General features: G+C 39.9%; 23 protein-coding genes, 1 pseudogene and 1 riboswitch. Of the genes and pseudogenes, 23 read left to right on the forward strand and 1 reads right to left on the reverse strand.

Annotated elements, in window-relative coordinates:
* Positions 1-15: 15 nt before the first annotated feature.
* The 11 genes and pseudogenes from hutI (at position 16) to BR30_RS0122945 (ending at position 7433) form a co-directional block, all read left to right on the forward strand.
* On the forward strand, positions 16-1308 hold the full coding sequence (gene hutI, locus BR30_RS0122890) for an imidazolonepropionase (protein ID WP_026567034.1): 1293 nt from the start codon (positions 16-18) through the stop codon (positions 1306-1308).
* A complete protein-coding gene (locus BR30_RS0122895) occupies positions 1286-2281 on the forward strand; it encodes an agmatinase family protein (RefSeq protein ID WP_026567035.1) in 996 nt (331 codons plus the stop codon). The genes hutI and BR30_RS0122895 overlap by 23 nt, the downstream gene beginning before the upstream one ends.
* A 286-nt stretch (positions 2282-2567) precedes the next feature.
* On the forward strand, positions 2568-2819 hold the full coding sequence (gene gvpJ, locus BR30_RS0122900) for a gas vesicle protein GvpJ (RefSeq protein ID WP_026567036.1): 252 nt from the start codon (positions 2568-2570) through the stop codon (positions 2817-2819).
* Between the two features lie 63 nt (positions 2820-2882).
* Positions 2883-3794 carry a gas vesicle protein GvpN gene (gene gvpN / locus BR30_RS0122905; protein ID WP_231507773.1) on the forward strand — a complete coding sequence of 304 codons (912 nt, stop codon included), beginning with the start codon at positions 2883-2885 and terminating at the stop codon, positions 3792-3794.
* On the forward strand, positions 3791-4549 hold the full coding sequence (locus BR30_RS0122910; protein WP_026567038.1) for a GvpL/GvpF family gas vesicle protein: 759 nt from the start codon (positions 3791-3793) through the stop codon (positions 4547-4549). The genes gvpN and BR30_RS0122910 overlap by 4 nt, the downstream gene beginning before the upstream one ends.
* The gene (locus tag BR30_RS0122915) at positions 4546-4788 is read left to right on the forward strand and encodes a gas vesicle protein GvpG (RefSeq protein WP_026567039.1); all 243 of its coding nucleotides are present in this window, start codon (positions 4546-4548) and stop codon (positions 4786-4788) included. The genes BR30_RS0122910 and BR30_RS0122915 overlap by 4 nt, the downstream gene beginning before the upstream one ends.
* 21 nt (positions 4789-4809) lie before the next feature.
* Positions 4810-5640 carry a GvpL/GvpF family gas vesicle protein gene (locus tag BR30_RS0122920; protein WP_026567040.1) on the forward strand — a complete coding sequence of 277 codons (831 nt, stop codon included), beginning with the start codon at positions 4810-4812 and terminating at the stop codon, positions 5638-5640.
* Positions 5640-5879, forward strand: a complete 240-nt coding sequence (locus BR30_RS34330) for a gas vesicle protein (protein WP_035445814.1) — start codon at positions 5640-5642, stop codon at positions 5877-5879. Before BR30_RS0122920 ends, BR30_RS34330 begins: the two co-directional genes overlap by 1 nt.
* Positions 5851-6114, forward strand: coding sequence for a gas vesicle protein K (locus tag BR30_RS0122930; RefSeq protein WP_026567041.1), 264 nt, complete (start codon positions 5851-5853; stop codon positions 6112-6114). Before BR30_RS34330 ends, BR30_RS0122930 begins: the two co-directional genes overlap by 29 nt.
* A gap of 27 nt (positions 6115-6141) precedes the next feature.
* Positions 6142-6429: pseudogene (locus tag BR30_RS38130) on the forward strand (gas vesicle protein); the annotation flags it as partial.
* 764 nt (positions 6430-7193) lie between these two features.
* Positions 7194-7433 carry a glutaredoxin family protein gene (locus BR30_RS0122945; protein WP_026567042.1) on the forward strand — a complete coding sequence of 80 codons (240 nt, stop codon included), beginning with the start codon at positions 7194-7196 and terminating at the stop codon, positions 7431-7433.
* A gap of 102 nt (positions 7434-7535) precedes the next feature.
* On the opposite strand, the gene BR30_RS0122950 is transcribed toward BR30_RS0122945, so the two are convergent.
* Positions 7536-8801, reverse strand: coding sequence for a dicarboxylate/amino acid:cation symporter (locus tag BR30_RS0122950; RefSeq protein WP_026567043.1), 1266 nt, complete (start codon positions 8799-8801; stop codon positions 7536-7538).
* Positions 8802-9037: 236 nt separating this feature from the next.
* Here BR30_RS0122950 and BR30_RS0122960 point away from each other — a divergent pair, with 236 nt between their 5' ends.
* From BR30_RS0122960 to BR30_RS0123015, 12 genes are all read left to right on the forward strand, one after another.
* Positions 9038-9715, forward strand: coding sequence for a response regulator (locus BR30_RS0122960; RefSeq protein WP_026567044.1), 678 nt, complete (start codon positions 9038-9040; stop codon positions 9713-9715).
* A gap of 50 nt (positions 9716-9765) precedes the next feature.
* Positions 9766-11364 (forward strand): DcuS/MalK family sensor histidine kinase, encoded by a 1599-nt coding sequence (dcuS, locus tag BR30_RS0122965; RefSeq protein WP_035446025.1) that lies wholly within the window; start codon positions 9766-9768, stop codon positions 11362-11364.
* Between the two features lie 129 nt (positions 11365-11493).
* Positions 11494-11603, forward strand: a riboswitch (TPP riboswitch).
* 82 nt (positions 11604-11685) lie between these two features.
* Positions 11686-12498 (forward strand): hydroxyethylthiazole kinase, encoded by an 813-nt coding sequence (gene thiM / locus BR30_RS0122970; protein ID WP_026567046.1) that lies wholly within the window; start codon positions 11686-11688, stop codon positions 12496-12498.
* A 14-nt stretch (positions 12499-12512) separates the two neighbouring features.
* Positions 12513-13331, forward strand: coding sequence for a bifunctional hydroxymethylpyrimidine kinase/phosphomethylpyrimidine kinase (gene thiD, locus BR30_RS0122975; RefSeq protein WP_197032387.1), 819 nt, complete (start codon positions 12513-12515; stop codon positions 13329-13331).
* On the forward strand, positions 13328-13984 hold the full coding sequence (thiE, locus tag BR30_RS0122980) for a thiamine phosphate synthase (protein WP_026567048.1): 657 nt from the start codon (positions 13328-13330) through the stop codon (positions 13982-13984). Before thiD ends, thiE begins: the two co-directional genes overlap by 4 nt.
* Positions 13984-14496, forward strand: a complete 513-nt coding sequence (gene thiW / locus BR30_RS0122985) for an energy coupling factor transporter S component ThiW (RefSeq protein WP_026567049.1) — start codon at positions 13984-13986, stop codon at positions 14494-14496. Before thiE ends, thiW begins: the two co-directional genes overlap by 1 nt.
* Before the next feature lie 18 nt (positions 14497-14514).
* Positions 14515-15798, forward strand: coding sequence for an acetylornithine deacetylase (locus tag BR30_RS0122990; protein WP_026567050.1), 1284 nt, complete (start codon positions 14515-14517; stop codon positions 15796-15798).
* Positions 15799-15802: 4 nt separating this feature from the next.
* On the forward strand, positions 15803-16474 hold the full coding sequence (tenA, locus tag BR30_RS0122995) for a thiaminase II (RefSeq protein WP_026567051.1): 672 nt from the start codon (positions 15803-15805) through the stop codon (positions 16472-16474).
* Between the two features lie 7 nt (positions 16475-16481).
* Positions 16482-17216 (forward strand): ABC transporter ATP-binding protein, encoded by a 735-nt coding sequence (locus BR30_RS0123000; RefSeq protein WP_026567052.1) that lies wholly within the window; start codon positions 16482-16484, stop codon positions 17214-17216.
* A complete protein-coding gene (locus BR30_RS0123005; RefSeq protein ID WP_026567053.1) occupies positions 17206-17979 on the forward strand; it encodes an ABC transporter permease in 774 nt (257 codons plus the stop codon). Before BR30_RS0123000 ends, BR30_RS0123005 begins: the two co-directional genes overlap by 11 nt.
* Positions 17980-17996: 17 nt before the next feature.
* Positions 17997-18992 (forward strand): ABC transporter substrate-binding protein, encoded by a 996-nt coding sequence (locus BR30_RS0123010; protein ID WP_026567054.1) that lies wholly within the window; start codon positions 17997-17999, stop codon positions 18990-18992.
* A gap of 180 nt (positions 18993-19172) precedes the next feature.
* Positions 19173-19592 carry a hypothetical protein gene (locus tag BR30_RS0123015; RefSeq protein ID WP_026567055.1) on the forward strand — a complete coding sequence of 140 codons (420 nt, stop codon included), beginning with the start codon at positions 19173-19175 and terminating at the stop codon, positions 19590-19592.
* Positions 19593-19600: the final 8 nt, after the last annotated feature.

The following is a 19600-nucleotide window of genomic DNA, read 5'->3' on the forward strand; positions in this document are numbered from 1 at the left end:
GAGGATGATAGATTAATGAGTGGTCCAATTTTTATCAGAAACGCCTCTCAACTCGTGACGTTACAAGGGGGCTCCGCTGCTCCCCTTGTAAAGGGCGCGATGTCTGAGCTTGGTATTATTGAGAATGGCAGTGTTTGGATTGAAGAAGGAGTGATCCAGGCGGTTGGTACGGATGTTGAGCTTTTTGAAAAATATGCTGGTCGACTTGATGAGGCAGAACTGGTGGATGCGAGTGGTAAACTCGTAACTCCAGGACTTGTGGACCCACATACACATGTTGTTTTTGCTGGCAGCAGGGAAAATGAGTTTAACATGCGACTTCAAGGTGCCACTTATATGGAAATTATGAATAGTGGCGGTGGGATCTATGCAACGACTAGAAGGACACAGTCTGCGACGCATGAAGAGCTTTTTCAAGAAAGCTATGAACGCTTAAATCAATTCCTGCGCCACGGTGTTACAACCGTGGAAGCGAAAAGCGGCTATGGAATGGAATGGGAAACGGAATTGAAGCAACTTGAGGTAGCAAAACAGCTTAACCAGAAGCATGTGATTGATGTTGTTTCGACTTTTATGGGGGCTCACGCCGTACCAAAGGAGTACAAACAAAATCCAGATGAGTTTGTCCGCTTGTTGATTGAAGAAATGATTCCAAAGGTAGCGGAACTCGGACTTGCGGAATTTAATGATGTCTTCTGTGAACATGGTGTGTTTACTCCGGAGCAATCCAGGAAAATTCTTGAGGCTGGTCGTCGCTATGGCTTGATTCCGAAGATTCATGCGGATGAAATAGAGCCATATGAAGGGGCAGAATTAGCGGCAGAGGTTGGGGCCATTTCGGCTGACCACTTATTAAAGGCATCGGAAAAAGGTATGAAAGCGATGGCTGAAAAAGGAGTAGTCGGTGTGTTGCTCCCGGGGACAGCTTACTTTTTAATGGCGGAGTCGGCAAATGGTCGCAAAATGGTAGATTTGGGTGTACCGGTGGCACTGTCGACAGATTGTAATCCTGGTTCATCTCCTACTGTTTCCCTGCCATTCATTATGAATTTAGGCTGTTTAAAAATGGGGATGACACCGGCAGAAGTCATAACTGCAACGACAATTAATGCTGCCCATGCGATTAACCGAGGGCGCGAGATTGGTAGTCTTGAAGTAGGTAAAAAAGGAGACGTCACGATTTTTAACGTCGGTAATTATATGAAACTGCAATACTCTTATGGCGTGAATCATACAGATACCGTTGTGAAAAATGGTCAGGTGGTTGTCAGGGGAGGTCAGTTAGTTGAAGAGTTTTCTCTATCCTAAGTTAATTCCTCCTAGTTTTTCATGGATAAGACCAGATGAAGGGGCCGAGATTGCGAAGGTGCATGAATGGATCCAGCCACTAACGGCTGAGTCTGATTCTGAAAAAAGCAAGGAAGCAGACTTTGTCGTTGTTGGAGTTCCGCTGTCTCGATCATCCATTAGCGCGTCGGGTGCCTCAGAATTTCCTGAGGCGTTCCGACGAGCGTGGAAGGGGTTTACTACCTATAATCTTGACGAGGATATTGATTTGTCGGAATTGACGGCAATAGATGTTGGTGATGTGCCAATGCATGTTACGAATATTGGGCGCTGCCATGACAATATCATCGCTGCATCTTTTGCTCTCCATCAGCATTTTGAAACTTCCAAAGTCTGTGCGATTGGCGGTGATCATTCGATTACAGCAATGATGGTCAAAGGTCTGCATCAAGCGAAACCGGGGGAGAAAATCGGCATCCTGCAGTTTGATACTCATTTTGATTTAAGAGATATGACCGATAATGGCCCGTCCAATGGGACTCCCATGCGGAACTTAATTGAGAGCGGAGTAGTTGAAGGCAGCAATATGTACAATATCGGCCTCCATGGCTTTTTTAACACTAAAGATTTGAAGAAATACGCTGATGAAAAAGGCGTCAACTATATCACTCTTCGTGAAACAAGAAAAAAAGGGATAGAAGAAACGGTTTCGGAATGTTTAGAGGAGTTGGCTGGCAAGGTAGATACCATTTATTTAACAGTCGATATGGATGTTCTTGATATTGCCTATGCTCCAGGAGTACCGGCCTCAACGCCGGGGGGCATGACAACGGCGGAACTACTAGATGGGGTATTTACCGTAGCTAAGCACCCAAAAGTCAAAGCCATGGACATCGTCTGTCTTGATCCTCTTAAAGACACCCATGTACAACCAACTGTCAAACTCGGAACACACGTATTCCTAACCTTCTTAACAGGAGTAGCGCTACGATAAAAACCTGGTGTCAGGCACCACAAAAAGACACTTTTAAGCCAATGTCCATCCCAAGTGGACATTGGCTTTTTCGTTTTGGCTTTTAATAATAATATAAATTGTCAAGAAAACCCTTACTACACCTGTCCATTCCAAGATTTCGATTTATTCATATAATATTGTAATTCGTTTTCTACGAAGAGTCTGGCCGTAAATAAAAGGTGTAATTCAGCACCTGGGGATCAATAGAGAATAATCTAATTAATGTATCCCCTTAGTTACTGCTTATGGAAGGAGGGGATTGAACATGGCTGCAATTCAAAAGAGTGTGGACTCTTCAAGTTTAGCCGATATCATTGATCGGATCTTGGATAAAGGTTTGGTAATTGATATATATGCTCGGATTAGTTTAGTTGGGATTGAATTAATTTCAATTGATGCTCGTATTGTTATAGCTGGTATTGACAAATGGTTATATTATGCTGAAAAAGTAGGCCTTCTTGATAAACATCCACATCTCGATCAAGGGGAAGAAATTATACTAGGGGAAACACTTTAAAATAATTCGGGTGAAGAGGAACCAAGGCAGTAAACGCCTTGGTTCCTTTATTAAAAAAATTTAGTGAATAGAAGGAATGATATGATGAGTCAGTCAAAGAAAGAGGTCTTTGTCAATACTGCTTTTTTTGAGAAGATTATTTCAAAAACCATCAAATATATGAAAGCTGGATTTCCAGTACATTTCGTTGGACCATCGGGTATCGGAAAGACTAGTTTAGCCATATATATTGCCAAACAGTTTAACAGACCAGTTACAATTATCCGTGGACACGAAGAATTATCAAACAAAGAACTGTTGGGCTATCACTATGGCATGGTTAAAAAAGAGGTTATCGACAACTTTATTCATTCAGTCTATAAGACTGAAAAAGAAATTAAACCAATTTGGTCCAATGGCCAGCTTATTGACGCCGTAAAAAATGGACATGTGGTTATTTACGATGAGTTTTCACGTTCTCGCCCAGAGACGAATAATATATTTTTAGCACTATTGGAGGAGCGAATTCTTCCTATTTATGGGAAGGGGAAGGAATCCTTCATAAAATGTCATCCTGACTTTTCTATTATTTTTACAAGTAATCCTGATGAATATGCAGGAACATTTCATACACAAGATGCACTGCTGGACCGATTGATTACGATTAGTTTGGAAGGCTGTGACAAAGAAACAGAAATCGAAATTCTTAAGCATAAAACAGAAATTAATCATCAGGAAGCGGAGAGAATAGTGCAACTTGTTTCTAAATTAAGAAGTTCTGGAAAAGGATTTTGTCCAAGTTTACGAGCTTCATTGATGATTGCATCCATTGCCCAAAAAACGAATATACCCATTAATCACGAGGATAAAAACTATCAAACACTTTGTCTGGACGTGTTAACAAGACCAGTAAAACAAATTTTCCCGGATATGACTCGTAATGCTATTCAGGAGTTAATTATAAAGGAAATGAAGCGAAAGGAAGGGACTCAATGAGTATACAAAGTGGGGTGTATGTTTTTTGTGCGATTCGAGAAAAGGAACCACAGCAATTTGGAAAAGTAATTTTAAACGGTCAGGAGCATGAAGTTTATACACTACATCATCAGAATGTAGCAATGGTAGTTTCAAAGGTTGTTGATGAAGTTTTACCCGTCCGTAACAACTTATTCGCCCACCAGCAAACAATCTCGGAAGTTATGAAGCATTATAGCATTATCCCAGTAAGCTTTGGGAATGTATTTAATTTAGAGGAAGATGTTCTTCTCATTACGAAACATCTCAATGACGATTTGGAAAAATTATTTTTACTCTTGGAAAATAAAATTGAGGTAGGCTTGAAGGTCATCGCCAAAAAGGAATGGATGGAACAGGAATTAAATAATGATTCAACATTAAGACAGTGGAAAACCAACAAGTTGGATATCTCCGATCCAGCCAATTTTTATGAACAAATTCAATTAGGTGAACATGCCAAAAACTTTGTTTTGCGGCTAGAAGGAGCAGTGGCTGATGAGCTTTATGATCCCTTATTAGAGATTGCAGAGGCGGGAAAACAAAACAACACCATACCGGGAAAAGTCCTATTGAATGCTGCATTCTTAGTAGATCGCAAAAAAGAAGAGGCCTTTGACCAAAAAGTTAATGACCTTTATGAATTATGGAAGGAAAAGGCCGAGTTTAAGTATTCTGGACCATGGCCAGCCTATAATTTTGTCAATATTCGTTTAAGGATTGAAGAGAACAAATGATTTTTAAATTATTTTCATTGCCAATCCGTACGTTAATTAAAATTGGGGAAAAAATTCAGGAAGAAGCGGATCAAGAACTATACAATATCCCGTATATCCAACAGCAACTCATAGAATTGCATATGATGTACGAAATGGAAGAAATTGATGAAGAAACTTACGTTGAAAGAGAAGAGGAATTACTTAATAGATATAAAATAGCCAAGGAACGTGAAAAAAATGAACTATTAAATGAGTAGTATTTTAAAGGAGGAGGCAGTATGACTCATACTAAGGCCACAACAGACTTTATATATATGTACGGGGTCATTCTTGCAGAGGAGCTTCAGTCATTAGATGTTCCTGCTATAAAGGGTATTGATCAAAAGACGGTGACTTTGAAAATCTTTAAGGATTTTGCCGCTGTTATTACCCCGGTCAATGCCCAAAATTTTTCTCAAGAACAAATTGACCTTCAGTTAAAAAATGCAGACTGGCTGAAGGAAAAAGCATTTCATCACCATGAAATCATTTCTATTATTCACCAGCAATTTACAATCCTTCCAATGTCTTTTTGTACTATTTTTCAAAATGAGAGCAATTTAGAAAGCTTACTTGCCGATCAATACGGTGTGATTTATCAAAAATTACTTACCCTTAAGGATAAACAAGAGTGGAATTTAAAGGTGTTTTGTAACAATGAAAAAGCTTTATCCTTCGTTCTACAACATAATGAAGCAGTACTAAATTTAAGGGACCAATTAGCATCGATGCCAAAAGGTAAACAATTTTTAATGAAAAAGAAGCTGGAACATTTGATTCATTCACAGTTAGAAGTAGAACAATCCAAATGGTGGAATGAAATCAAACAGCAATTAACATCTATCGTTTCAGAAATAAATATCAGGCAAAATTGGGGCAAGGAAGTAACTGAACGAAAAGATGAGATGATTGTTAATTGTGATTTCCTCATTGATCAAAGCGTTTCAGAATCATTTATGAATAAAGTCACAGTTATTGAAAAAATATTTGAACCCTTGGGATGTATATTTCAAGTAACCGGGCCTTGGCCTCCTTATCATTTTTCAAAAATGACAAAGGAGATTTTGTAATGGAAAAGCATCATCTCTTTGAAAATAAAGAAATGACCTTATTAGATTTATTGGATGGAATCATTGATACGGGCGTCGTGGTCACAGGAGAAATAGTAATCTCTGTTGCCAATATTGATTTAATTGTCATCGATCTTAAACTTCTCATTTCTTCGATTGAAAGTGCTTTTGGTTCCAATGAGCGTAAAAATGTTGGGGAGGCAATTGTAAATGGAACGCTTGCCACTAGATTCGAGTAAGGTAGAGCAAGGATTAGCGAAGTTAGTTTTAACCATTATCGAATTACTTCGCCAACTTATGGAGCGACAAGCAATGCGGCGAGTGGAAAGCGATTCTCTGACCGATGAGCAATTAGAGGAATTAGGTTTAACGTTAATGAGACTGGAAGAAAAAATGGAAGAGTTAAAAATTATTTTTGGTTTAGAAAAAGAGGACCTTAATATTGAACTGGGCCCTCTGGGGAAACTTCTCTAAACCGGCAGGTAAGATAGGAGAGAGACTATGCCCATAAATCACCCGACCCAATCATCAAACTTGCTTGAAGTATTAGAAAAAATCCTTGATAAAGGAGTCGTTATTGCAGGAGATATTAAAATTTCATTAGCAGATGTCGACTTGTTAACTATTAAAATCAGGCTGCTGATTGCTTCTGTTGATAAAGCGCGGGAAATTGGAATGGACTGGTGGGAACAAGACCCATACTATTCTTCTAAAGGTAGATTAGTTGAAAAAGAGCATGCCCTGTTACTCGAAAGAATCAATCGAATCGAACAGCTGGTTGAGACAAAAGCACTCCCGGTTGAAGACAGAGCATTCCTTGAACCAGATGATGAAAGGATTTTACACCAACCGGTTGAAAAAAAAGCAGTGCTACAGCTTGATGAGGAAATAGATATAACAAAAGTGAAAAGGACTGATTTGACAAAAAATGAAAAAAAAGAGAACCCAGATAATAAGAAAAAGCATCCCGGTAAACAGTAGGAAAAAAATATAAATGTTTTTCATTTGGGAAAGTGGAATGGACACTTTCTTTTTTTATTGTTTTTCCTTGTGTATGAGTAATCAAAAAAGAAAGTACGGTAAGTGTATTTGAGTTAGCTTAAAACTTAATAAAGTAGATGACTCTATAAAAAGCAAAGGACTGCAATTTATTGTGAGGAAATAAATTGGGAGATTTGGAATATTTCCTTTGGAAAAAGGATAAAAAGTCGAAAAAGGTAGGTTTAAATTTCCCAAACCCAGCATTATTTAAGAGTCTGGAAAACCTTAATAAATTAGGGATTGATGACCTGTTATTAAGGAAATATGCTTAAAATATTCCTTGGGAAAGCGCACAAACAGACAATTATCGAGTTTTATTGTCGGAAAGTTAAAAATATTATAAAAGTAGAGTTGAACGCATTATTTTCAGTTGTACTAAGAATAGAGTATGATTATAAAAAGGCACGAAAAATCTACATTTGATGTCATTCATTTCGGGGGGTAAATTTGGCCGAGCATATCTTTTTTCAAAAGAGTCTACCGAAAAATAAAACAAAAGGGGAACAAGAACATTGAACAAGCAGGTAATCGTCTATACAACCAAAGATTGCATCGAGTGCACGATGGTTAAAAAAGTCCTAAGTGAGGAAGGAATTCCTTTCGAAACAAGAGATTTATCCGTCAATCCTGAATACCAAAAGGAAGTAGAGAAATACGGCTTTCTGGGTGTTCCAGTAACAGTGGTTGAAAATCGAGCAGTTAAAGGATTTACCAATGAACTGAAAGAGTTAATGGAACTGGCAAAAATTTAAGAAAGTCATAGAGTATTCGGTACTGCACCAAAAATCACGGTATAGATTATTAAAAAAGAAAAGGCTTGGAGGAAATCCCCCAAGCCATTTTGTTATACCCAATTATGCACTTATTGATTTATCTTCTTTTGCCGATTGGATCTCACTAGAAGGATGGAACTCATTCTCCATCTTGGAAACAACCACTGTTGCCACGCCATTTCCGATCAGGTTAGTAATCGCACGAGCTTCAGACATGAACCGATCGACACCTAGTAATAAGGCAATCCCTTCGACAGGAATGACAGGGAAAGCAGATAGTGTAGCTGCAAGAGTAATAAAACCTGAACCGGTTACACCAGCTGCACCTTTTGACGTCAACATTAAAATTCCTAACAAGGTGATTTGATGCCACAGTGTAATATCTACATTGTAAGCTTGAGCAATAAAGAGCGCAGCCATCGAAAGATAAATCGCTGTCCCGTCCAAGTTAAACGAATATCCAGTTGGAACAACTAGACCAACCACCGACTTGGAACAACCGTATTTCTCCAGTCTTTCCATCATTCTCGGCAGAGCAGATTCTGAAGAGGATGTTCCTAACACCAAGAGAATTTCTTCTTTAATATAAGCGATGAATTTCAAAATACTGAAACCATAAAGCTTTGCGATTGCCCCGAGGACAAATACGATGAAAAGAAACATCGTTGCATAAACGCTTCCCATTAATTTACCTAGTGAGACTAAAGAGCCCAGCCCAAAATTACCAATTGTATAGGCCATTGCACCAGAAGCGGCGATGGGTGAAAATTTCATTACCATATTAACAATCTTAAAAAATATCTCCGTAAATTGCTCAAACAAAGCAACGACTGGCTTCCCTTTTTGTCCTAGAGAAGCAAGGGCAATTCCGAACAGGACAGCAAAAAATAAGATTGGGAGCAGTTCCCCTTTCGCCATAGCCCCAACAAAATTATCAGGAATAATTCCTAAAACAAATTCCACAAATCCATGACTAGTTTCTTTTGCCTGCGTTGTAAATTGTGAAATGTCTCCGCCTTTGACAGAATCTGTATTAAACCCAGATCCAGGTTTGATGATATTAACAAGCAGTAATCCAATTGCCAAGGCAAAAGTGGTAACAATTTCAAAATAGAGTAGCGCTTTCCCACCAATACGTCCAACCTTTTTTAAATCCCCCATGTTTCCAATACCAATGACAATCGTAAAAAATACTATTGGAGCAATAACCATCTTAATTAACTTAATAAAAATATCCGCCAATACCTTTAACTCCGTACCGAATTTCGGAAAAAGAAACCCGATCACAATCCCAAGTACTATCCCCAATAATACTTGGACGGTCAAATTTTTAAAATTAATTTTCATTTTCCCGTACACCCCTTTGTTTAATTAGACCTGTTAACGCTTTCAGTCCATCCATTGACAGAATAAATGAAAATTCAGATAATAGTAAGATTTTGGTCATATTGGTCTTATTGTTCCTTTTGTTATAAAAATTACACAATAAAACATCGAAAAAAAATTCATCTATTAATTTATTATTTTGATAAAATAGACCATGATAAGAATATAAATGAGAGTTCTCTAAGGGGGAGCAGGGGATGTTTCCGTTAAAAGTAATATTGATAGAAGATGACCCGATGGTTCGGGAAGTACACCGTCAATTTATTGATAGGGTGGTTGGATTTTCGATTATCGGAGTCGCTGCCAATGGCATTGAGGGCCTGAGATTAATCAAGGAGCTCCGGCCCAACCTTGCTATTATCGACATTTATATGCCATATATGGGTGGATTGGAGATGCTACGAGAACTTCGTTCAGAGCCCTATTCTGTTGATGTAATTGCCATAACAGCAGCCAGCGATATTGAAACCATCCATGGGGTTCTTCAACAAGGTGCGTTTGATTATATCATGAAACCATTTACCTTTGAGCGCATAAAAAAATCACTAGATAACTATAAAACTTATCGTATGAAATTAGGGGAAAAGAAAGCCCTTATACAAGAGGAACTGGATCAAATCTTATTTATTGATCAAAAGGAAGAATATGAAAAAGACAACCTGCCAAAGGGGTTAAATACGAACACTTTAACGAAAATTACCGAATTTCTTTCGCAACAGAAAGAACCCGTTTCTGCTGAGGAGGTAGCAGAAGGAATAGGAATGGCTCGGGTAACAGCACGAAGATATCTTGATTATTTAGAAAAAGAAGGAAAAGTAAAGATACATATCCATTACGGAGGTGTGGGAAGACCAATCAACCGATATGGAGTGTGAGTATAAAATACGATGATTGTGAATAGGGAGGGAGAACGTTGGACTGGAAAATCAGGATTGGGAAACCAAATCTCCGTTTACAAACGACGATTACCCTGCTAGTTTGCATTGTAGTTGTGATGGCATTGTTCGTTACCGAGATATTAATTACTAATCGAATTTCACAAGAAACAAAGAAAGGGCAAGCTGAAAAAGCCTCGGAAATTGCGAGGATTGTTGCCGGGTCGCCTATTGTTGTAAATGGGCTGAGGAATAAAAAAGCAGAGAAGGACATCCAAACATTTGCGAATGATCTCAAACGGTACACTCATGTTGAATTCATCGTCGTCATGGACATGGATGGAATGAGAAAATCACATCCTAATCGGAATCTATTAGGCCTGCATTTTGTTGGTGGAGATGAAGGTCCGGTATTAAAAGGGAAAGAGCATATTTCGACTGCCAAAGGAACATTAGGATTATCATTACGCTCGTTCGTCCCTGTATTTGATGAGAAAAACAAACAAATAGGGGCCGTTGCCGTAGGTATCTCGTTAGAAAAAGTAAATCAGTCGATCGAACAAAGTAGAAGAATCATTTTGATTGGAGTCGGAGTTGGTATTTTAGTAGGAGTTCTAGGAGCCCTGTTTTTGGCAAGAAAAATCAAAACGATTCTGTTTGGAATGGAGCCTATTGAAATAGCCAAGCTGTTGGAAGAACGAAGTGCGATGCTGGAATCAACCAAGGAAGGGACTCTGGCGGTTGATCAAGATGGGATAACCACTCTTGTTAATAATGAGGGGGTTAGACTTCTTCAGATGGCAGGTATCGAAGGTCCTTTTTTAGGAAAAAGAGTGGACGATTACATGCCAAATACAAAACTCTCTACCGTCCTAGAGACCGGTGAAGCACAGTTAAATCAGGAACAAGAAATCAATCATATTACCATACTAACCAATCGTGTCCCAGTAATCGTGAAGGGAAAGATTGTTGGAGCAATTGCCACCTTTCGGGAAAAAACTGAAATTAAGGAATTAGCTGAACAATTAACCGGAGTCAAGTTATATGCAGAGGCACTAAGAACCCAATCGCATGAATTCATGAACAAATTGCATGTAATCTCAGGTTTAGTCCATATGAAGGACTATCAAATGGTTTCGTCGTACATCACCAAAATTGTGAATCACCAGCAGTCTGAAGTAGAATTTGTCGTCAGTCGTTTTAAAGATCCTGTATTAGCAGGTTTTATTTTAGGAAAACTTAGCTTTGCAAGGGAAAAAGGCTGTGAAATGATCATTGATGGGGAAGGGTTTGTACCAGAACCGTACAAGCAGGAAACGACACATGAAGTGGTCACGATCCTTGGGAATTTAATTGATAATGCACTGGATGCTGTCGCGGACCAGCCTCTTAAAAAAGTAACGGTAAGGTTTGATTATTATGATAAAATCCTTGTACTGGAGGTCCATGATACAGGACAAGGTATTAATGAAGAAATTAGAAATAGCTTATGTGTGAAGGGGTATTCGACAAAGGGTGAAAATCGAGGGATTGGGTTATTTTTGGTCCAACGAAGCTTGGAAAAATTAACGGGACAGTTAGAAATTCATTCTCAAAAAGGAAAAGGGACCACTTTTATAGTCACGTTCCCATATTTCAGTAAACAGTAAAGATATTATGTTAACTTATTTTTCTTAGAGTGGACAAATAATTATATTATGTAAACTATTATTGAATGAAACTATTTCCTTTACATTCTAGTATCATAGCGGTATTATGTACTTAATTTAATAAACTAATCGATCTACTAGGGGTGCCCTGTTATCAGGCTGAGAGAAAACGTTAACGTTTTTAACCCTCCGGACCTGATCTGGGTAATACCAGCGTAGGAAAGTAGCCAAGTGAATGTTTTATTTTTCTCTGACTAACTAACCAGGTCCGTTTAAGGATCTGGTTTTTTTATTTTTAATAATAGAAATGGAGAGATTACAATGGAAAAATTCAATTTATATGAAACGTTGGAAAAAGTAAGAGAGGTAAACCCGCTTGTACATAATATCACTAATGTCGTTGTAACGAATTTTACCGCAAATGGGCTTCTCGCTTTAGGTGCTTCACCTGTGATGGCGTATGCTGCCGAGGAAGTAGCGGAAATGGCCAAGATTGCCAGTGCACTTGTTTTGAATATTGGTACCTTAAACCCGCAAACGGTAGATTCGATGATTATTGCTGGAAAAGCAGCCAATGAATCCAGTGTACCGGTCATCTTTGATCCGGTTGGTGCTGGGGCTACTACGTACCGAACAGAAACTGCCCAAAGAATCATGAGTGAAGTAAATGTTTCAGCCATTCGCGGAAACGTAGCTGAAATCGCAAATGTACTTGGTGAAAAGTGGGAAATTAAAGGCGTCGATGCAGGGGCGTCAACAAATGGGGATATCGTTAGCCTTGCGATTAAAGCAGCAGAAACTTGGAATTGCGTTGTCATTATTACAGGAAAAGTGGATGTCGTTTCCGATGGAGAAACCACCTATCTTGTCCGGAATGGCCACCCAATCATGACAAAGGTCACGGGTATGGGGTGTCTGTTAACCTCTGTGATTGGGTCATTTGCTGGAGTCGAAAAAGATTTACTTCAAGCTTCAGTGGCTGCCTTAACATTTTACGGCGTTGCCGCCGAAAAAGCTGCGGCACAAACAGCTGAAAAGGGACCAGGAAGTTTCCAAATCGAATTTTTAAACCAATTATCACTTGTTTCAAATGAAGATATCAATCATTATAGTTCTTTCAAAAAAGTTAATTAAGAGGGGGAATTTTCATGAAAAAAGCATTAACTATTGCCGGTTCGGATAGCGGCGGCGGTGCAGGAATTCAAGCTGACTTGAAGACGTTTCAAGAGTTAGGAGTGTTTGGAATGTCGGCTATAACCGCTGTTACTGCCCAAAACACCTTAGGAGTTCACGCTGTCTATCCAATGTCAGCAGAGGCCGTGGTCAAGCAAATCGAAGCCATTGGCACGGATATTGGTGCTGATGCGGTGAAAACAGGAATGCTGTTCAATGCGCAAATCATCGAGGCGGTTGCCGCTCAGATTAAGAATTTTGGTTGGATGAATGTGGTTGTTGATCCAGTCATGATTGCCAAAGGTGGCGCCTCACTGCTGCAAATGGAAGCCATTTCTGCAATGAAAAAATATTTGTTGCCAGTTTCCAAAGTGATTACGCCGAATATTCCAGAGGCGGAAGTTCTAACGGGGATGACTATTCTGACCTTAGAGGATAAACAAGAGGCCGCTAGAAGGCTTCATGATTTAGGCGTGAAAAACGTTGTGATTAAGGGTGGTCACGATGAAAACAAGTCCGAGTCGATTGATTTATTGTTTGATGGGAAGGAATTTTACACCTTTACAAGTCCGCGAATCGAGACAAAAAACACACATGGTACAGGATGTACTTTTTCCGCAGTTATTACCGCTGAACTAGCTAAAGGTGCGACAGTTTATGAAGCCGTTGTGACAGCGAAAGATTTTATTCAGGCCGCAATTGAAGACCAATTGGAGATTGGTCAAGGACATGGACCTACTAACCATTGGGCGTATGGAAAAAGAAATTTTGTAAAGGAGCTATCGAGGTCATGATTGATTTGAGAGAGGCTTTACGTGTTTATTTTATTATGGGCAGCACCAACTGTTTGAAAGAACCTGTTGAAGTATTAACTGAGGCGATTTCAGGAGGAATTACGCTTTTTCAATTCCGCGAAAAGGGGGAGAGTGCACTAACTGGTTCTGAAAAATATGCACTGGCTAGAGAACTCCAAACCCTATGTAGAGACCATCAAATTCCTTTCATTGTGAATGATGATATCGAGTTGGCTGTGGCGATTGATGCAGATGGTGTTCATATCGGGCAAGAAGATGAAACGGTAAAAATGGTTCGAGAGAAAATCGGTGCGAACAAAATCCTTGGGGTATCCGTCCATACTACAGAAGAAGCCATGGCAGCGATCCAAGATGGAGCAGATTATTTTGGAATTGGCCCTGTGTTTCCGACAAAGACAAAAGCTGATGCCAAGCCATCGCGAGGGACGACACTGATTGAAAAACTACGAAAAGATGGTTGTGAGGTGCCGATTGTTGGAATCGGTGGAATCACTATTGAAAATGCTCGATCCGTCATTGATGCGGGGGCAGATGGAGTTTCTGTAATTACGGCTATAAGCCAGGCAGAATCCCCTTTGGAAGCTGCGAAAGCATTAAGAAATAGTGTGATTTTTAAAGGAGTGGTCAAATAGTGAATAAGACCCACAAATTGACGTTGACGGCCATGATGATTGCGATTGGAACACTTTCAAGTAACCTATTCTATATTCCAATCGGTTTTACAAAGGTCTTTCCTATTCAACATTTTATGAATGTCTTATCAGCGGTGTTGTTAGGACCTTATTATGCTGTTGCCCAGGCTTTCGGTGTTTCTTTGCTTAGGAATTTAATGGGAACAGGTTCGATATTTGCCTTTCCTGGCAGTATGGTCGGAGCCTTGCTTGCCTCACTATTATTCTGGAAAACTAGAAAACTATATCTAGCATTTATTGGTGAAGTGATTGGTACAGGAATCCTTGGTGCCATGCTTTCTTACCCTATAGCTACTCTTTTGCTTGGTCAAAAGGCAACATTATTTGGGTTTATTCCATTATTTATCTTCAGCTCGTTTGCAGGAGCGCTGCTTGGGTTCCTTATTTTAACTGTTTTTTTAAGAAAGAAAGTATTGATTGTTAATGAAAATGACACAACCATCAGGAATTAATGATAAGGGCGTGAACAAATGAAAGAGGACCTGCTTGGTAAAATCTCACAAGAAGTAGAAGCGAGAGAAGCGGAATTAATTGAATTGTTGTCGACACTCATTGCTTTCCCAACGGTTAGTCCTCCTGCACGGAATACGAATGAGGTGCAAGATTTTATAAAAAGATATTTAGAAGACCTGGGATTTCACACTGATAAGTGGGATGTCTATCCAAGTGACCCTAATGTCGTAGGTATTTTACCAGGGGAATCTCCTGATCAATTTAATAGTTTAATTGTAAATGGTCACGTGGACGTCGCTGAAGTGGGGGATTCTTCAGCGTGGAAGGAGTCTCCATTTTCGGCATATTGCAAAGATGGCCATATTTATGGACGTGGTGTCGCTGATATGAAGGGCGGAATTGCAGCATCACTGATTGCCATTAAACTTTTAAAAGAACTGGGGATTTCGCTTAAAGGCGATCTCCAATTTCAATCGGTTATTGGCGAAGAGGTTGGCGAAGCAGGTACCCTGGCATGCATGGAAAGAGGTTATACAGCTGAATATGCGGTCGTGGTAGATACAAGTGATTTACATATTCAAGGGCAAGGCGGAGTTATTACGGGATGGATTACTATTCAAAGCAACGAAACCTACCATGATGGAATCAGGAGGAAGATGATCCATGCAGGTGGTGGCGTTCAGGGGGCCAGCGCGATTGAGAAAATGATGAAGATTATTGCTGGACTTCAAGAGTTAGAACGTCATTGGGCAATTACGAAGAGCTACGAAGGCTTTCCTCCCGGCACCAATACGATTAATCCCGCGGTGATTGAAGGAGGACGCCATGCAGCATTTGTGGCTGATCGCTGTGCGCTTTGGGTTACTGTTCATTTTTACCCAGATGAAGACTATGAAGTGGTCATCAAAGAAATCGAAGAGCATATTGGGGCAGTTGCAGCCGCAGACCCTTGGCTGCGTGACAATCCTCCACAATTTGTGTGGGGAGGAAAATCAATGATTGTCGACCGAGGAGAAATTTTCCCTTCATTAGAAATAGATTCTGAACATCCAGGAACGAAGCTATTAGCGAACTCCTTTGAAAAATTATTATCTGCCAAGCCAACGTTTGGTATGTCCACCACTGTTACAGATGCAGGTTGGCTGGGACGTGCTGGGATTCCAACCGCTATTTTTGGACCTGGTAAATTGGAAGACGCCCATGCCGTTAATGAGAAAGTCGAAGTCAGTCAATTATTAGACTTTACAAAAGTGTTAGCTGTATTTATCGCTGAGTGGTGCAACACGAGAAAGGAGCAATAGGGGAATGAGATTTACCCATAGACTTTTTGAAAAGGTAAGTGATATTTGGGAAAAAACCCATCAGCATCCATTTGTTGTTGGGATGGGCACAGGAGAGTTGCCGGTTGAATCCTTTATCCGCTATATGAAACAGGATTATGTGTATTTAATCGATTACTCGAAACTATTTGCTATCGGGGCCGTTAAAGCAACAGACGTGGAGACGATGGCCGCTTTTGCGAAGCTTTTGGATGAAACATTGCATGGAGAGATGGACTTGCACCGTCAGTATGCAGAGAGGTTTGGGATTACTAACCAACAGTTGGAAGATACCAAACCAACGCCGATCAACTTAGCCTATACTCGGTATATGTTAAATGTTGCCCAGAATGGTTCGCTCGCGGAATTAGTATCTGCTCTCTTGCCGTGTATGTGGAGCTATTGGGAGATTAGCAAAGTGCTAGCAAATAACTATCCTGATGCTATTGATCATCTACTCTATGGAGATTGGGTAAAAATGTACTCTTCTGATGAGTTTGGTTCATTAGCAACCTGGCTTATTGATTTATTAGATCGATTGGCAGAAGGAAAACCGGAGCGGGAATTAGCCATCTTAGAAGAACATTTCCTTACAACATCTCGGTTTGAATATATGTTTTGGGACATGGTCTACCAGGGAGGCGAGTGGCCTGTCTAGCTCGACGATGTTATCCATTCAAGGCCTCGCCTATTCTTTTGAAGAAGAAAAGCCCATTTTCCAAGGACTTACACTTGATGTGAAACGAGGAGAATTTGTTTCCGTCATTGGTGCCAGCGGATCTGGTAAAAGCACTCTTTTCAAATTGGTAACCGGTTTACTTGAGCCAAATCAGGGGGACATCCTGATTGATGGAAAGCAGACCGGCAAGAGATTGGGAAATGTTGGTTACATGCCGCAAAAGGATTTGCTGCTGCCATGGAGGACCGTTTTAGAGAACGTGTTATTACCTCTGGAGGTTACAAAGGAGCGTAAACAAGCAAGATTGCCAGAAATAAAAGAGTGGTTAGCACGATTCGGATTAGCAGAATATGAAAATTCCTATCCATCTGAACTCTCAGGAGGAATGAAGCAGCGTGTTGCTTTTTTAAGAACGCTAATGACGGGAAAGGAACTTCTATTATTAGATGAACCCTTTGGTGCACTTGATTCGATGACAAAACGAAACATGCACAAATGGCTATTAGGGCTGTGGGGGGAATTACAAAAGACGGTATTGTTCATTACCCATGATCTTGAGGAAGCCATCCTATTAAGCGACAGAGTGTATGTGCTACAGGATGTAGGAATCAAAGAATTGAAAGTCAATTTACCTCGGCCAAGAAGTTCACAGTTTATCTATCAATCAGAGTTTTTAACAATGAGAAAAGAACTGGAGATGCTGATTCACAATGAAAGCTAGCCTGAAGAAATGGACAGATGATTACGGTTTGTTTTTATTGGTGGTCCTCCTACTTATCAGTGGATGGGAATGGGCAGTAAGGCAGGCCATGATTCCGTCATTTATTTTGCCTGCTCCCTCAGCCATTTGGGGGGCATTACTAGAAAACAAGCAGCTGTTGTTTGAAGAGCATTTGCCTGCTACCCTCAAAGAAGTTTTGATTGGTTTTGGGCTCTCCGTGATCGCTGGATTGATACTTGGAGTTGGAATGCATTTTTCCCGTTCAATTGAAAAAGTCCTTTATCCGTTCCTTGTAATCTCACAAACGGTGCCGCTTATTGCCATTTCACCGATTTTTATTATGTGGTTTGGTTATTCGATTTGGAGCAAAATTGCCGTGACCATTTTAACTGCCTTTTTTCCAATCGTCGTGAGTACGTATGATGGCTTGAAAACAGGGGGAAATGAATACCGTGAATTACTGTTAACGATGGGAGCGAACCGCTGGACAATTTTCAAAAAAATTCAACTGCCGATGGCTTTGCCCGCGATATTTTCAGGCTTAAAGTTGTCTGTCGTTTATTGCGTCGTCGGAGCGACGATTGGTGAATGGCTGGGTGCAAGTGAGGGTTTAGGATATTTTAGTCGTAGAATGTCTGGTAACTTACAGGCAGATTCCGTATTTGCATCGATATTCCTTTTATCCGTCCTGGGCATCGTGTTATTTCTATTAATTGGCTTATTGGAAAAGCAGGTATTAAAAAATAAAAATCGTTACAACTAGAGAGGACGAGATTTTAGATGAAAAAGAGTTTTTTGATTCTGGTAAGTTTTTTGTTACTTATATTAAGTGCTTGCGGGAAAGAAACAGCCGAAAAAAATGGTAGTTCGAATGTTAAGCTTCAAAAAGTAAGCTTAATGCTGGATTGGTATCCAAATGCGGTGCATTCGTTTCTATTTGCAGCTGAGGAGAAGGGCTATTTTAAAGAACAGGGCTTAGATGTTGATATCCAAATGCCGGCAGATACAAATGATCCGCTTAAACTTGTGGCAGCTAATCAAATTGACATGGCGATGAGCTATCAACCACAGGTGCTCGTGGCACGCAGTGAGGATATCCCTGTGCAATCATTTGGTGCGATTGTCCGTCACCCGCTAAATCAACTTATGGTGCCTGCGGATGGTCCGGTTCAATCCCCAAAGGATTTAGTAGGGAAAACGATTGGCTATCCATCGATTCCGTTGGATGAAGCGATCGTAGGAACTATGGTTAAAGCCGATGGTGGAGATGTTAATAAGGTAAAAATGGTGGATGTTGGCTGGGATCTTATTCCTGCAATGGCGACAAAAAAAACGGATGCCCTGATTGGTGGCTATATTAACCATGAGAAATTATTGTTAGATAAAGAAGGCCATCCAATGCGTACCCTGAATCCTGCTGATTACGGTGTGCCAGATTATTATGAATTAGTTTTGGTGGCTAGTGAGAAGGGATTAAAAGAGAAACCAGAAGTATTTAAAAAGTTCATGGCGGCAATTACCAAGGGGCAAAAATATGTTCAGGATCATCCTGAAGATGGCCTTTCGACATTAATGAACCATGAAGATAAAACATCACCACTTGAGAAGGATGTCGAAACCAAAAGCTTAGAAATTCTCCTCCCGTTAATGGATGCCAAAGAAAAACCATTCGGCTACCAAGACCCACAAACATGGGAGAAAACAGCCCAGTGGCTAAAAGACAACAAAGTCATCAAAGAAACCGTCAAAGCCGAAGATGCCTTTGTTAACTACTGATTTGAAGTGAAAACCGTTTGATGTAAAAACCCTATGGTGTCAGGCACCACAAAAATACAAAACAAGTAAACTGTCCGCCGCAGGCGGACAGTTTTTTTCGTAATGTTTTCACTATTCGAATGGCTGATTTGACTATAATGTTTGGTAGAATATAGATAAAATCTATTTTGAGGTAATAAGATGAAAATCTATGTAACGATGAAAAGTTTAGCTAAGAGGAAGGATTTTCTAACCAAACAAGAGATTGATTTAGAAGAAATTCCTCAAACCCTTCGACAGTTATTGACAGGATTAGTAACGACCCAAGTTCAAGAGTTCAATGCGAAAATATCAAAAGCCATTTTGGTAAGGTTCATTACAAACGATGATATCCAACAGCTGGTTTATACTGGAAAAGTAGGTTTTGGCACTAAATATAATGAACAACCAACCGTTTGTCACCACGCAGTAATGACGGCAATCCGAGCATATGAGGATGGTTTATTTCGAGTATATATGAATGAACAAGAACTGTCCGACTTAGATGGATCATTGGAAATAAAAGAAGGCGATCAACTTACTTTTATAAAGCTGACAATGTTAGCTGGACGTATGTGGTAATGGGGGAA

This window comes from Bacillus sp. UNC41MFS5 (assembly GCF_000686805.1).